Raw genomic sequence first — 13566 nt, 5'->3', positions numbered from 1 at the left:
GTCCCCGAGTCCAGGCCTTACCGCCGCCGGCGGGGTGTACGAGGACTGACTTCACCCAGTTCTCCTTCTTCACCTTCAGCGCCGCCTTCAGTCAACGTGGGACGGGAAACCAGACCCGTGAGACCCACAGCGTCAGCGTACTTGAGGTAGGTATCAATGGACGCAACGACGACGCGGGCTTCTACCGTGATCAAGTCAATGCCGACCAGCGAAATGCGAACCCAGGCATCAATGACGATACCTTTGTCGAGCACTCGATCCAGAACATCGATTAAACTTGATCCGCCGGAAACTCTTTCAACGGCCATTCGAGGGCCTCCTTCATTAAGATCGATCGGCTCACTTCACTCTTTTTGCGCGGACAGCGGGCCTCTTCCGGTTCGGCGTCTGGGACGCCGGTGGCGCACCGGGTAACTGGGTCCTCCGCACAACGTTCTCAGGCACAGGAGCCGTGAGATTAGGATCGTACTTCCACCAATTGAGACCTATGGCCTCAGCTTTATCGACAGAACAAACAAGCAGCCGGATACGGATCGTGAGCAACTCCACGTTGGCAAGCGAAACGCGGATGTCACCCGCAATCACAAGCCCTTTATCGAGTACTCGATCAAGGATGTCCAGCAGGTTTGCTGTTCCGGAAACCGTAGGAACTCTTTGCATAATATCTCAGGAAAAAACAGAAGAGATCGCCGGGGACTGGGAGAATCCACGCGACTCGTGTCACCGCATCCTAACCAGCCTCACTACAAACTGTCAACCTTTGATAGCTTTTTTAACTGGCCTACGAACAATCCGGAAGGGGGAGGAGCCAGCGCGTGATTTTGAGATGCTCACATTCCCGAAATTGGTTGCCTGCATACGCAAAACCCGCATTTTATGCGTCTGATTGATGGGTTTGAGCCCGCGGCGCTTTATTTGTCCAGAAGATTTCCCAGAGGGCCCAGCTCAAGGTTCAGGTCTTCCGGCTTAAGTCCAAAGGCGGCGGCAAGCTCGTTGACCTTGGCTTCCAGGCGCATCAGCGCCTGCCCCATCTCTTCCACCTTTGTATCGCCTAACGATCCACCTTCCATGCGACGGATAGCCTGGCGCTCCAGCAGACGCCGCAACAGCTCAATTAAACTGAGCACAAGCCGCGCAAGCCCTTGCTCAATGTTTTCCGGAGAACAATCAATCCGGTCGATTGCGCCCTCGCCCACGGCCTTTAGCTCGCGGTTCATCTCAGAGACCGCAGCGGCAATTTCCTCTGGCGTGATCTTGCGAATGTCTGTCATTGCGCTCCGGCAGTCCCGTTTATCTGAGGCATTTTGACCTGTTCGCTCAGGAACTCAGCGGCCGGCCAGGGGCCACTCATGCGCCGCGACAGGTGTGTTGGGATGGGCACGGCAGTCACCGCCCGGCGAAAATCATTCTCGCGCCCTCGCTCCACCAGCGCAAAGATGCGCGTCCCGTTCTTGCCTTCGCGGACGCGAACGTCCCTGCTCAAATGAGCCAGAGCATCCCGCGTGGCCTGCGCAAATCCTTCTGAAGATCGCAAGGCCACGGCTTTCTGCTGAAGATAGGCTTTGCCGGAACTGCGGTCGATTTGAACCTGTGAAGGCGCGGGATAGATGACGCACTCCATCTGCACAAAGTCCTTGAGACGGCTTAAGTCTTGCAGAAAGCGCTGGCGATTTTCGGCGGCAAAGGCGGTGAACGCCTGCTGGTCATCAAAGACGGACAGGAGACGGAACGGAATTACTGCAGTCTGCTTAAACACCTTATGGACGACCTCATGAAACTCAACCGCGCTTTTCTGCATTCGCTCTGGATCAAACGGCCACTCTACTTCTGACCAGAGCAGGCCAAGGTCATCCGAAGCCGCCAGCTGGACCGGCGCGGCGTTGACGCCCAGCGCGGGCAAAGCGAGTTCCGGCGCATGGCGAAAGCCGCAGTAAACCAGCACGCGGCTCACTTCTGCCTCCGCTTCTCCTCTATTTGCAGATTGTTCAGCGCCGTTTCAACCGACGTCAGCACAACATTGAGGCCGAGATAGACCAGGTCAACCCCGGCCAGAGAGATCACCAGCGATCCATGGATCACGACGCCGGAGTTCAGCACGTGATCCAGGATTTCGAGAAGCGAAACTTCATCTTCTCCGCCCAGCGTTTCTAAAGTTTCAAAATCATTTGGCATCAGAGACAAAAGAGTACGGCGGCCATGGCCCATTTACTTCGATGCGCCGCTGCCCATCCCACCTCTCCACAAAATTTTTCAGCGCCTGGTCCCATTGTTTGCGCTTGGTGCGCGGAACAAGAAAAGTTGCCTGCCAGAGCAAGTTGGGCTGCGCTCCACTTACCTTGCCGCTGGGCGCGGAATGCGTGGCAATCTTGCCCAGCGCCGTTGCCAGCTCCTGCAATTCCTGGTCATTGCGCTCGGGACGCTTCTTCAACCGTGCCGCTTTCTGCTGCAAATACTCCTTGCCTGAGCGAGCTTCGGTTACGGGAACCGCGGCAACCTGCCGCTCGGCAAATACCTTTACACCCCATTCGTCGCCGCCGGAAACGCGAGCAAAGACTTTCTTGAGCGCGGCTTTTCTTCCCAGTACGTCCTTGAGAAGCGCTGGCTCGCCAGAAAATACGGTACCAAAGCGGGCTGGAACAATCGTCATCTGCTCCGCCACTTCGCCTACTACCTGCTGGTGGCGTACGCCATGCAGCGCCAGCCATTCAAGATTTTCCATGTTGCGCTCAACGGCATCGGCAAAGCTGGCCTGATCAACCTCACACACCCAACAAAGAAAATCACCGCAGGCCAGAGGCTGTACGGGATGCAAGCCGTCAATGCCAACGCTGCCGAGTTTTGCAGGTTTCCTGGCGGCAGACGCAGGCGCTTCAGAAATCCCATAAAGATAGAGTGCGCCGCTGGCCGCTATTTTTCGGTTTGAATTTGCCATAACTCGCCGGTAAATTTCTTCAGCTTTGCCGCGCCCGTAATTTCCGCGGGAAAATCCCGCACCAGATACAAACGATGGCCGCCGTATTTCTTTTGCAATGACTGCAATGTTGCTGCCTGCCAGTTCTGCGCGCGACGGCAAGTTTTACAGCCGGAATCCGGCCCAAGCAGGACCCGGTTCACGAACAAAGAATCTATGGCAACGCCAATTTCCTTGATCGCGGCCAGAAGGCGTTGCGTCTGCCGATCAGGCACAGGCTCCGGCAACATCACCGCCCATGCGCGGCTCTGCCGGGGATCACGCATGAGCTCCAGCAGTTTCCGCACTCGCTGCCCCAGTCCGGCCAGTTCCACAGCAACATCCTGCGCGAGGGCTAGTGTACGGTGCGCCGCCAGGCTTTTCAATAAAAGGCGCGACCACAGCAAAATGCGGTCCGGCATGCGCAACAATTCCAGCGCGTGGCCTGTGGGCGCCATATCAATGAATACGCTGCCGTGCTTTGCTTCCAGCAGGTCAAGGATGCGGAAGATGGCAAATACTTCATCCACGCCGGGCGGGACCACGTCCATAAGCGCGGCGAAGACTTCTTTTTCAAAAGTGAGATCAACATGCAGGCCGCCCGATTGCATGCTGGTTCCGGCGGAAAGCTGCTGCTTGATGCGGGCCGCCCAGCGGCGAAACTCAAAGACCGCGTCCATTTCCATGGCGGCAAGACCGGCATCGCCAAGGACAGAAACCATCTGGTCGCCGATTTCTTTCTGGAAAATGTCATCGAGCGACGGCGCAGGGTCAGTGGAGCACACAGTGACGTGAACATCTTTATCCAGCGACCGTTCATGGAAGGCCAGCGCGGCCGTGACCGTTGTCTTGCCCACGCCGCCTTTGCCCAGAGTGAAGGAGAGACGAGTTTTGGCGGCAGGCCATTTGGTCTTTGCGAACTTGAGTTTGATTTTGGATGTTCCTGGAGGCGGAGCGGCGAGGTTGGCGTGACCTCCAGCAAAGATCGTCTCGCCAAAGCGCTGCAACTGGCGCGGGCCAAGAAGAGGATTGCCCGGATCGGGGCCGATCAGCCTGGGCACGCGCGGAAATTTTTGCTTCAGGAACTGGACAGCCTTTTTGCCCTGAAGCGAGCGGGCGCGGCAGCGTGGGCACTTCCCTGCTGACATGACTACGCGGTTCAGGACGATACCGCCCAGACGCATCTCTGCTGCCGACTCCCGGAGCGCATCCACGCAGCGCACGGCTTCATTGAGAGAGAAGGTTTCCGCCGATGTGACCAGCAGAACCTCTGCCTGCTCCGCACTAAAAGCTTCTTTCACCTGCCTGACGGTGGCCTGCCACTTTTCCAGAAAGCCATGGGCCGGGCCGGACGTTCGTCCGCCGAAGCGTTGCGCCAGCAGGTCATCGCGGCTGGAGGCGACCTCAAGAAAATTCAGGAAGCGCTGAAAATGTCCTGGCAGCTCAAAGAGGCGCAACGTGTGGCCGAACGGGGCCGTATCAACCACAATGTGATCATGCTCGCCGCTTTCCAGCATGTCACGCAGCGCAAGCAGGCCAGCCACCTCTGACATTCCGGGCAGCGTGGTATCCAGCAGCGGCGCGATTTCTTCGCGATTGAAAAATGTACCATTCTCAACAATGTTGAGGATGCCTTCCCGGTTGCCCTCAAGAAACTTCTTGAACTCGCGGTCACTGTCAATCTGCCAGACGGAAACTTTGCCCTTGATGCCGGTAAGTCGGTGCGGCCCAGCTTTATCTTTAATTTCCAGCATGTCGGCCAGCGAATGTGCGGGATCGGTGGACATGAGCAGCGTCGATTGCCTGGGTTGGCGCGCGGCCAGATGCAGCGCGAGCGCGCAGGAGACGGTCGTCTTGCCTACGCCGCCTTTTCCCACGACAAATGTCAGCTTGGCCACAGATGGGTTTTACCGCAAAGGACGCGAAGGACGCAAAGAAATACGAGAAAGACTTCCTAGAATGCACCTAGGACACAGCAGTCGTACCGCAGTGATGGACGCGCTTCATTCCCTTCTTTCAAATCCCCTTAGCGGCCTTTGCGTCCTTTGCGGTGAATTGATTCGGGTTTTAGCGTCCGTGGCGGTAAATTGCGCTCACTTTCCGCCCAGGCAAAACTCGGCCACCAGCGGCAGATGGTCAGACGCCAGCAGGGCCATGCGGCTGCGATGCAGCAGAAATTCTTCCAGCGCCAGGTCACGATCAAAATACATATGGTCAAGATGCATGATAGGCAATACGCCGGGATATGTGCGTCTACGGTTCAGGTGCAACTGGATATCGACGCTCTCAAACGAATGCTGCAAGCTCTTGGAAACCAGGCCGCGCGTCCATTCATTGAAGTCGCCGATGATTAGACGCGGGTGCTTCAACTGCGGCGACAGCAAAACTTCACGGCTCATCAGCAGACGCGCCTGTTTGCGGCGCTCCATGTATCCCGTTCCCAGATGGACGTTGAATAGATGGACAATTTTTCCCGGCGCAATCTCAAGATCGCAACGAATGCAGCCACGAGCTTCACGGCGAGAAGCCGTCAGGTCATAGACCCGGACTTCACGAACGGGAAAGCGGCTGAGAATTACGTTGCCATAAACGGCGCCACGCAGCTTGCGCGTCTCACCAATGCGATAGTCATAGCCTGCGGCGTCCGCCAGGTACTGCGCCTGGTTCTGCTCTTTGCGCCCGCCTTTCAGGCTCACTACTTCCTGCAGTGCGATCACGTCAGCCTCAAGCTCATTCAGCACTTCAGCAACTCTGGACGGGCGAATGCGTCCATCAATGCCACGGCATTTGTGAGTGTTATACGTGGCTACGCGGAAGCGAGGCTGTTCTTTCATTGACGGCAGTTGCTTTGAGGATAACCCTTGTCACTGCTCGCGGGCAATAATCCAGCCGAGCCATTCCATGGCGCGTTCCGCAAATGATCGATTCTCCCACTCTTGCAGCGTTTCACGATGCGATTTTCCCAGATCTTCATCAAAGTTTGCTGTGAGCTTGGCGGCGAGCGCAGGATCGGCGGTGGCCAGGTTCACTTCGTCATTCCAGCCGAACGAGCGGTGGTCCATGTTCGTTGATCCCACAACGCACCAAAGATCGTCCACGATCATGATCTTGGCGTGAATCATGGCGGGCTGGTACTCATAAATTTCAGCGCCGGCTTTTAGAAGGTCGCCATAAGTTCCGCGGCTGGAGCTGCGTGTCATGCTGTGATCACTATGCTTGCCGGGCAGCAATATCTGCACGCGGACGTGGCGCTCCTGCATGGCCTTGACCAGTTCTTTCCTTAAGCTCTCATCGGGAAGAAAATACGGTGTGGTGATCCGCAGATTTTTGCGGGCTGAGGCAATCAGCGTCTGGAAGAGAATGCGCGCGCGCGTGGATCCGCCCTGCGACGGGCTGCTGTCCACAACCATGGCTTGCGCGCCGTCACTATTGTCTTCTGAAACAAAATATTTTGGTCCGATCAGGATTTGTCCGGAAGATTCCAGCCAGTTTTCAACAAACGTGCTTTGCAGCGAGCGCACGGCGTCTCCGGTGATCTTGAACATGGTGTCGCGCCAGGGCGCGTCTTTCTTTTCGCCGTGCCACCATTGGTCGGAAATGCCGGCGCCGCCCAGAAATCCCACCTTGCCATCGATCACGATCAGTTCGCGATGCGTGCGGTTATTGGCGCGCGGCCAGTTATACCAGCGCAACGGATGGTACCACTCAACGTGTCCTCCGGCCTGCTTTAGATCGTTAAAGAATTTCTTGGGCATGCTGGCGCTGCCGATTGCGTCAATGTTCAGGTTGACTTCAACGCCGGCGCGGGCGCGTTCCGTCAGGGCATCCACGATCCGCCGGGCAATTTCACCTTTGGCGACAATGTAAGCTTCCCAGTTCACGCTCTGCTGGGCGGCCTTGATGGCGGCGATTTCCGCCTCATAAAAATTCACCCCGTTGGGCAGAGCTTCAATGTGGGTATGCGGCTCAATGCGCGACGCGGAGAGCGCTTCCAGTTGTTGCAGATACTCGCGTGAGTTCAAGTCGGCTGTGGGCTGGTTGTTGAGCTGGTATTTCGGGATCGGGCCAAAGAGATCAATCAGCACCCAGGAAATGATCGCCAGCATGGATATCACGGCGAACCAGCGCAGCACGCGATAATGTTCCAGCGCGCGAGTAACCTTGTCATCCTGCTGACTGGCCTGGGGACGCCGTGGTTGGGTCAATGTTGCCATCTACTACGTTCGATGCCGAGATCCGGGACAAAGCCAGCTTGCACTCTGCCCATTTTTGATGCCGGTTTTTTTACTGTTCGCGAGCAATGAGCCAGCCCAGCCATTCCATGCCGCGTTCCGCAAATGGGCGATGCTCCCACTCTTGCAACGTTTCGCGATGTGAATTTGCCAGATCTTCCTCAAAATTGGCGCCGAGTTTTGCAGCGAGCGCGGGATCCATCACGGCAAGGTTCACTTCATCGTTCCAGCCGAACGAGCGATGGTCCATGTTGGTGGAGCCAACAACGCACCAGAGATCGTCAACGATCATGATCTTGGCGTGGATCATGGCGGGCTGGTATTCATAAATCTCAGCGCCTGCTTTTAAAAGATCACCATAAGTAGCGCGGCTGGAGCTGCGCGTCATGCCGTGGTCGCTGTGCCTGCCGGGAACAAGAATCTGCACACGGACGTTCCGCTCCTCAATGGCGCGGACAAGTTCCCTGATCAGGCTGCGGTCAGGAAGAAAATACGGTGTGGTAATTTTCAGGCTCTTTTCGGCGGAAGCAACCAGCATCTGGAAAAGAATGCGAGCGCGGGTTGATCCGCCTTGCGAAGGGCTGCTATCAACGACCATGGAAACGGCGCCATCAGTATTTTCGGGCGCTGCGAAATATTTTTCTCCGGCGAGGATTTCTCCCGATGATTCCAGCCAGTTCTCAAGGAACGAGCTTTGGAGAAAGCGCACCGCGTCTCCAGTGACCTTGAACATGGTGTCCCGCCAGGGAGCTTGTTTCTTTATGCCATGCCACCAGTGGTCGGCCACGCCCGCGCCGCCGATGAAACCAACTTGCCCATCAATAACAATCAGCTCGCGGTGCGTGCGGTTATTGGCGCGAGGCCAGTTGTTCCAGCGCAGAGGATGAAACCATCGCACGTGGCCGCCGGCCTGAGTGAGCGGGGCAAAAAACTTCTTTGGCATGGAGAAGCTGCCCACGCCATCGATCGCCAGGTTTACTTCCACGCCGGCACGCGCCCGCTCCGTGAGCGCAGCCACCATGCGTTGCGCAATTTCACCCTGGGCAAAAATGTAGGCCACCCAATTCACGCTCTTTTGCGCCTGGGCAATGGCCTGAATCTCCGCTTCGTAAAAATTCACTCCGTTCGGCAACGGTTCAATCCGCGTGTTTGCCACGGCGCGTGAAGAGGCCAGCGCTTCCAACTGGCGCAGGAACTCAGGCGAATCCAGTGCGCCATCTAATGGGTGGCTGATTTTGTAGCGCAAGACGGGGCCAAATAGGTCGATGATTACCCAGGTGATGATTGCCACCATGCAAACCACGGCAAACCAATGCAACATCTGATGGTGGCCGATGGCAAGGCCAACGCAAGCCGCGGCGAACCACAAGACAAGATGATGGCGGCGCAGCGCGAAGCCGATGTCATGGGTCTTGTGATCGCGCTTGCGGAGCGGCTTTGCTCTCGATTTGGTAACGGTGTACGTGTGTTCACGAGTACTCATGCGTTATTCATTTCGATGCGGGACAGCGGCAGCAGGCTTGCGCCGAGAATCAATAAACCGTGAGCCAATTAAAATAGGTGCGTGGCAACTTTGAGCAAATCTCCTAAAGTGAAATCGGTAAAGCGGGTCCAACTCCGGCTGTTGCAATCGCCTGACTTAAAGCGTGTTCCGTGGCTGGTCCATGGATTCACTACGCGTCCCGGCGGCTTCACTACCAGCTATGGCGGACGAACCCTGAATGTCGGCTTTACCAAAGACGATCTTCGCGCCAGCGTGGAACGCAATCGCAAAGCAGTGCTGCTGGCTGCAGGAGCTGCGACGAAGAGCGAGCCGTGGCCGCTGGTCACGCTGCGGCAAATTCATTCCGACCTGATTCATGTTGTCCTCTCGCGCAAACCGGAAAAGCTGGTGGGCGATGGAGTGGTCACTGATCTGCGCGGCATTGCGCTCGCAGTTCTTACCGCCGACTGCTTCCCTGTCGTGCTGGTCGACACAAAGAAGAAAGCTGTGGGCGCGTTCCATGCCGGATGGCGCGGTACGGTGAAGCGCATCGTGGAAAAAGGCGTCGGGATTATGCGGCTGGAATTTGGCTCGCGTCCGGAAGATATTCACGCGGCGATTGGGCCGGGAATCCAGCAATGCTCGTTTGAAGTTGGCGAGGAAGTGGAAGAAGCTTTTCATACGCAGTTTGCTTACGCCGCTGAACTCTTTCATCGCGTGCAGGAGTCGGACGCCGTGCGGGAGCGCTATCCCATGCTGTTCATGAACCAGCGCGCGCCGGGGCATGGCGATCCGTGTATTAAGGTGCATCTTGACCTGCGTGAGGCCAATCGCCGACAACTGATCGACGCGGGCGTGCCAGAGGAGAACATCACCGCGCTAAAAGACTGTACCGTGTGCCAGCCAAAAAAATTCTTCTCTCATCGGGCGGAAAGAGGAAAAACCGGACGCCAGATGGCTCTGATCGGCATCCAATAGGTAAATCAAAACCTACCACGGAGACACAGAGGCACGGAGAAGAGCAAAGGCCGCATGAGATCTGGTGATCGCACGTGATCGGGTGATCAAACATCAAAACGCTTTCACCGCAAAGGACACGAAGGATCGCAAAGGAAGACCTGAAAGCTAGAACTTGTGACAAAGAGTATCCTTAATTGGCAGGATCAACAGGAATTTTTATGTTGGATTTTTTTAAGTTTGGTTTCCTAAAGACCATCAAGTCGCCGGAGCAGCGCAAAGCGTGGTTCGTCGCCATTGTGGCGGATGCCATCCAAATCGTCGGCATGCCCTTGTTTGCTGAAGGCGGCCTTTCACCACTGGATACCGGGCTGGACGTGATCGTCGGCGCAATCCTGATCAAGCTGCTGGGATGGCACTGGGCGTTTCTGCCCACCTTTGCCGCGGAGCTTGTCCCCGGCCTCGACCTTTTTCCCACATGGACGGCAGCAGTCTTCTTTGCCACGCGTCAATTGAACAGCGCACCCGAGCAGGACGCGATCGATCATGACCACAAACGGTCGACGGAGCCGGAGATTCTAGAGCCAGGACCTGCGCCGGCAAGAAGGGTTTGAGGGATCGCCGGGACGCCGAAATCCGAAAACCAAGGCTTACCGCGGATCAGCGCGGATGGGAAAAGATCAAAAACCTACCACTGATCCACACTGATAATACTGATCTAAAAAAAAATCGCCGGAATCGCCGATATCGGAAAACCAAAACCTCACCGCGGAGGCGCGGAGGAGATCGATGATCGGAAGAAAACCCCAAGTATGCATTTCGTCCCAGGCCGTCTTTCAAGACGATGCGCAGCCACGCCAAGGAAGCGCGTCGCCCGGGCAGCAGCACTGCTGTATAATTCGCGCATGAAAACCTCTCTTTTGCAGCGCGTCGTGTGCCTACTGATGATCTACGTGTTACTTGTGCCGCAGAGCTGGGCCACGTGTGGTGGCGGCGGTGGCGGAGGCATGGGCGGAATGGGCGGAGGGTCGAGCCAGCAGACCTACCAGGTGCCGTGGAAGCTGATTACGCCGCAGGAGCCGGTGAAAGAAGGCCTGGCGGTGTACTGGTTCCCCACGGGCAAACAGGAGGTTGAGCGCTCAAGCCTGCGCGAATCGCGCACGTTGCAGCTTTATTCCCAGCAGTGCGTGACCATGGGAATTGTGGATGTGCAGAGCGCGCTGGGGCAGAAGTATGTCCCGGATGGGAAGCTGCCGGTGGCGCTGCTGGTGCAGGCCGATGGCACGGTGGTGACCAAGCTTGAGAACACAAACGGAAAGCTCAAGGTTGGCGACCTGGAAAAGCTGCTGGAAAGCGAGATGAAGAAGCGCGAGTCTGCAGTGAAAGAGAAGATGGAAGCCGCCAAGGCGAAGGCGAAGTCCGGCGACAACCAGGCGGCGATTGCCGAATTGAAGCAGGTCGTCGAGCAGAAATGCATGTTCCCCGGCAAAGCCAAAGACGCGGTAAAAGAGCTGAAGAAACTGGGCGTAACCGACCTGAATGCCGAAGCGATGCCTGATAGCCCGAACTTTGATCCGGCGGTGAGCGCCAGGATCCAGAAAACGATGACAATGGGCCTGATGGCGGAAAACGACGCCAAGTACATGCTGGCGCAGAAGTATTACACGGCGGCGCACAACCTTGATCCGAATGATCCGACGCCGCTGCGCTATCTGGGCGAGCTTTACAGGCACCACACAGGCGAGTGGGACAAAGCGCGGGCCACTTTCAACCAGATCCTGGCCATGCCGGCTGATCCGCTCTCAAGGGCCGTGGCGCTGCATGGGCTGGGCAAAATGACGATCCATGAAGGCGACTTTAAAAAAGGCCTGCACCTGATGGAAGCTTCAACGCAGGAGTTTCCGCTGGCGCTGGCGTACCGCAATCTGGCCGTCTATTGGAATTCTGAAGGCGACAAAGTGAAGGCCGATGAATATACGCGCAAGGCGCTGGCGCTCGATCCGAAGGAGCCTTTCAACCTGATTTTTGCCGCTGCGTTTATGGCAGGCAATGGTCATGGCGACGAAGCGCTGAAAATCGCCAAAGAGAACGAAGCGATTCTGTGTGCCAGCTACAACCTGGCCGCGATCTATGCGCAGCTTGGGCAGAAAGAAAAAGCGCTGTCACTGCTGAAGCGCCACTTCTTTGAGTATGAACGGTATCAGTCCGTCCGCAGCAAAGAGATGATGGAAGCGCGCGTGGATGCGGTGTTTGCGTCGCTCTACAAAGACCCGCAGTTTGTAACGTTGACCAGCGGCGCGGATGGCCGTCTGCCATTGCCTGGAATGGGCGCTAAACCGGCAGGAAACTAGGGGCGGAATAGAGGGCATTTGGCGGGTCGCGAGTGAGAAATTGCCAGTTTGATAGTTCCCATTTTGGGAATGGTGGAAACCGAGGTAATCTCGTTTCGGGGCGTGCAGTTTGTTAGAGTGAGCTTACTTTAGGGAATCAGTAAGGTAAGTATGAAGACCCTCACAATTCTTGTTGCTGAAGACGATTTGCTCACCCGCATGACGCTGGAACGGTCAGTGGTCCAATGGGGCTACCAACTGGTTTCTGCCGCCGATGGAGAAAACGCGCGTGAGTTGCTGCGCACACGCAGCATTGACGTTTGCCTGCTGGACTGGGACCTGCCAAAGCTGAACGGCATTGAACTTTGCAAATGGCTGCGGACGCAGACCACGGCCCGGGCCCCGTATGTGGTGCTGATTGCCGGGACGGAGCAGCCGGAAGAAATCCAGACAGGGTATGAAGCAGGCGCCAACGATTACGTTACAAGGCCGTGTGACCTGAAATATCTGCGACGGCGGATTGCAGCCGTGGCTGACAAGCTTAGCCAGCAGGAATTGCGGCTGGATAAAGCCGAGATCGAAGGCGCGGAGAACCGCAGCGTGGCCGGATTGAGCCCGCTGGATATTTATCTATCGGACCTGCGATTCATGCGGCGCAAAACGTAACGCTTTTGCTGGACGTGGTTTGCGTCGGACGAGCGAAAGCTTGCGGCGACGCGAAATTTAAAGATCGCTTTCCGCAACCACCGTTACTTGCTTGCCCATGCGCCTGCCGACTTCAATACACGCGGCAATGGTTTCATCGTCGGTAAGCCGGGCGCGCACGATTTGCAGATTTTTGCCGCTAAAAACAGGATCGGCAAAGCGCATGCCCGCAATCCTGGCCGCGCGATAAGTAACGGAAGCGACTTCAGTCACGCTGAGAGCAGTCGTGTTCGAAATCAGGATAGTTTGCGGCCGGCAGATTTTATCGAGCAGCGTGAAGATTTCAATCTTGGATTCCAGTTCGTCCGGCACGGCTTCAATCACCAGATCGGCTTCGCGCGCGGCGTGTTCCACCGTCGAGGCATATTCAAGGCGGTTGAAGGCAGCCAGCGCTTCCGGTTTGCTCACGGTCCCAAGATCGGCGGCGCGGGCCAGGTGCTCACGCAGTTCAGCGGCAGCGGTGCGCAGGCTGGAAGGCAGAATGTCTTCCAGGATGGTGCGATAGCCGCCCAGCGCAGCGGCAAAAGCGATTCCGCGGCCCACGGCTCCGGCGCCAATGACCGCGATGGTCCGGATTTCGGCCATCAAACTAGCCCTTGTCCAGGCTCTCCAGGGTTTTCATGAAGCTGGGGTCGGAGTTGCGCATGTAGTCGGCCAGCCGTTTGCGTTCTTCCGGGGTCATGGTGGAAATGCCCACCACGATGCGGCGGAGCGTGGCGGCAATGTCGTCCACGTAATTCATCATTCTGATCAGTTCACCGGTTGCTGGCATGCTGGATGTAGCTCCTTTATTTTCCAAAATCTATTTTCAACTGTTCCGGCAAAATTAGCAAAGCGCTCACGCTCCATGTCACATCATGCCGGATTTGTGCATCTAAATCCGTTGGAGTATTTCGTCTTAAAACTGTC

At 56.6% G+C, this 13566-nt stretch carries 16 protein-coding genes; 4 read left to right on the top strand and 12 right to left on the bottom strand.

All coding sequences use genetic code 11. The features are described from left to right. Window positions 1–17: 17 nt before the first annotated feature. The 10 genes from gvpA to LAO76_00255 all read right to left on the bottom strand — a co-directional run bounded on the left by gvpA (window position 18) and on the right by LAO76_00255 (window position 8503). Entirely contained in the window at window positions 18–308 is a 291-nt protein-coding gene (gene gvpA / locus LAO76_00300) for a gas vesicle structural protein GvpA (GenBank protein MBZ5489355.1), read from the bottom strand. Window positions 309–339: 31 nt separating this feature from the next. Beyond that, window positions 340–660 (bottom strand): gas vesicle protein, encoded by a 321-nt coding sequence (locus tag LAO76_00295; protein MBZ5489354.1) that lies wholly within the window; start codon window positions 658–660, stop codon window positions 340–342. Between the two features lie 251 nt (window positions 661–911). Further along, window positions 912–1271, bottom strand: coding sequence for a gas vesicle protein K (locus tag LAO76_00290; GenBank protein ID MBZ5489353.1), 360 nt, complete (start codon window positions 1269–1271; stop codon window positions 912–914). Next, window positions 1268–1951 carry a GvpL/GvpF family gas vesicle protein gene (locus LAO76_00285; GenBank protein ID MBZ5489352.1) on the bottom strand — a complete coding sequence of 228 codons (684 nt, stop codon included), beginning with the start codon at window positions 1949–1951 and terminating at the stop codon, window positions 1268–1270. The genes LAO76_00290 and LAO76_00285 overlap by 4 nt, the downstream gene beginning before the upstream one ends. Next, on the bottom strand, window positions 1948–2172 hold the full coding sequence (locus LAO76_00280; GenBank protein MBZ5489351.1) for a gas vesicle protein: 225 nt from the start codon (window positions 2170–2172) through the stop codon (window positions 1948–1950). The genes LAO76_00285 and LAO76_00280 overlap by 4 nt, the downstream gene beginning before the upstream one ends. Continuing rightward, window positions 2162–2932 (bottom strand): GvpL/GvpF family gas vesicle protein, encoded by a 771-nt coding sequence (locus LAO76_00275; protein ID MBZ5489350.1) that lies wholly within the window; start codon window positions 2930–2932, stop codon window positions 2162–2164. The genes LAO76_00280 and LAO76_00275 overlap by 11 nt, the downstream gene beginning before the upstream one ends. Then, entirely contained in the window at window positions 2908–4848 is a 1941-nt protein-coding gene (locus tag LAO76_00270; protein ID MBZ5489349.1) for an ArsA family ATPase, read from the bottom strand. The genes LAO76_00275 and LAO76_00270 overlap by 25 nt, the downstream gene beginning before the upstream one ends. A gap of 195 nt (window positions 4849–5043) precedes the next feature. Then, entirely contained in the window at window positions 5044–5784 is a 741-nt protein-coding gene (locus LAO76_00265; GenBank protein ID MBZ5489348.1) for an endonuclease/exonuclease/phosphatase family protein, read from the bottom strand. Between the two features lie 30 nt (window positions 5785–5814). Continuing rightward, window positions 5815–7164, bottom strand: a complete 1350-nt coding sequence (locus tag LAO76_00260; GenBank protein ID MBZ5489347.1) for a cardiolipin synthase B — start codon at window positions 7162–7164, stop codon at window positions 5815–5817. 70 nt (window positions 7165–7234) lie between these two features. Continuing rightward, window positions 7235–8503, bottom strand: coding sequence for a cardiolipin synthase B (locus LAO76_00255; protein ID MBZ5489346.1), 1269 nt, complete (start codon window positions 8501–8503; stop codon window positions 7235–7237). A 243-nt stretch (window positions 8504–8746) separates the two neighbouring features. Here LAO76_00255 and pgeF point away from each other — a divergent pair, with 243 nt between their 5' ends. The 4 genes from pgeF (at window position 8747) to LAO76_00235 (ending at window position 12618) form a co-directional block, all read left to right on the top strand. Then, window positions 8747–9643 (top strand): peptidoglycan editing factor PgeF, encoded by an 897-nt coding sequence (gene pgeF, locus LAO76_00250; protein ID MBZ5489345.1) that lies wholly within the window; start codon window positions 8747–8749, stop codon window positions 9641–9643. Window positions 9644–9843: 200 nt separating this feature from the next. Further along, complete coding sequence (locus LAO76_00245; GenBank protein ID MBZ5489344.1) at window positions 9844–10236, top strand: hypothetical protein; 393 nt, start codon at window positions 9844–9846, stop codon at window positions 10234–10236. A 291-nt stretch (window positions 10237–10527) separates the two neighbouring features. Beyond that, window positions 10528–11973, top strand: coding sequence for a tetratricopeptide repeat protein (locus LAO76_00240; protein MBZ5489343.1), 1446 nt, complete (start codon window positions 10528–10530; stop codon window positions 11971–11973). Between the two features lie 150 nt (window positions 11974–12123). Beyond that, window positions 12124–12618, top strand: coding sequence for a response regulator (locus LAO76_00235; protein ID MBZ5489342.1), 495 nt, complete (start codon window positions 12124–12126; stop codon window positions 12616–12618). Window positions 12619–12675: 57 nt separating this feature from the next. Here LAO76_00235 and LAO76_00230 read toward each other — a convergent pair whose 3' ends face one another. Then, window positions 12676–13242 carry a hypothetical protein gene (locus LAO76_00230; GenBank protein MBZ5489341.1) on the bottom strand — a complete coding sequence of 189 codons (567 nt, stop codon included), beginning with the start codon at window positions 13240–13242 and terminating at the stop codon, window positions 12676–12678. A 4-nt stretch (window positions 13243–13246) separates the two neighbouring features. Further along, entirely contained in the window at window positions 13247–13429 is a 183-nt protein-coding gene (locus LAO76_00225) for a hypothetical protein (GenBank protein ID MBZ5489340.1), read from the bottom strand. Between the last annotated feature and the right edge of the window lie 137 nt (window positions 13430–13566).

Source organism: Terriglobia bacterium (assembly GCA_020072645.1).
In the GTDB taxonomy this organism is placed as follows: domain Bacteria; phylum Acidobacteriota; class Terriglobia; order Terriglobales; family Acidobacteriaceae; genus Angelobacter.
Note: the sequence above shows the minus strand (reverse complement) of the source record. Positions and strands in the feature narration are given on the sequence as shown.

Bases quoted from the DNA above. Each gene is read 5' to 3' on its own strand.
- gvpA (MBZ5489355.1), bottom strand. From the start codon at position 308: ATGGCCGTTGAAAGAGTTTCCGGCGGATCAAGTTTAATCGATGTTCTG.
- LAO76_00295 (MBZ5489354.1), bottom strand. From the start codon at position 660: ATGCAAAGAGTTCCTACGGTTTCCGGAACAGCAAACCTGCTGGACATC.
- LAO76_00290 (MBZ5489353.1), bottom strand. From the start codon at position 1,271: ATGACAGACATTCGCAAGATCACGCCAGAGGAAATTGCCGCTGCGGTC.
- LAO76_00280 (MBZ5489351.1), bottom strand. From the start codon at position 2,172: ATGCCAAATGATTTTGAAACTTTAGAAACGCTGGGCGGAGAAGATGAA.
- LAO76_00275 (MBZ5489350.1), bottom strand. From the start codon at position 2,932: ATGGCAAATTCAAACCGAAAAATAGCGGCCAGCGGCGCACTCTATCTT.
- LAO76_00265 (MBZ5489348.1), bottom strand. From the start codon at position 5,784: ATGAAAGAACAGCCTCGCTTCCGCGTAGCCACGTATAACACTCACAAA.
- LAO76_00260 (MBZ5489347.1), bottom strand. From the start codon at position 7,164: ATGGCAACATTGACCCAACCACGGCGTCCCCAGGCCAGTCAGCAGGAT.
- LAO76_00255 (MBZ5489346.1), bottom strand. From the start codon at position 8,503: ATGTTGCATTGGTTTGCCGTGGTTTGCATGGTGGCAATCATCACCTGG.
- LAO76_00245 (MBZ5489344.1), top strand. From the start codon at position 9,844: ATGTTGGATTTTTTTAAGTTTGGTTTCCTAAAGACCATCAAGTCGCCG.
- LAO76_00240 (MBZ5489343.1), top strand. From the start codon at position 10,528: ATGAAAACCTCTCTTTTGCAGCGCGTCGTGTGCCTACTGATGATCTAC.
- LAO76_00235 (MBZ5489342.1), top strand. From the start codon at position 12,124: ATGAAGACCCTCACAATTCTTGTTGCTGAAGACGATTTGCTCACCCGC.
- LAO76_00230 (MBZ5489341.1), bottom strand. From the start codon at position 13,242: ATGGCCGAAATCCGGACCATCGCGGTCATTGGCGCCGGAGCCGTGGGC.
- LAO76_00225 (MBZ5489340.1), bottom strand. From the start codon at position 13,429: ATGCCAGCAACCGGTGAACTGATCAGAATGATGAATTACGTGGACGAC.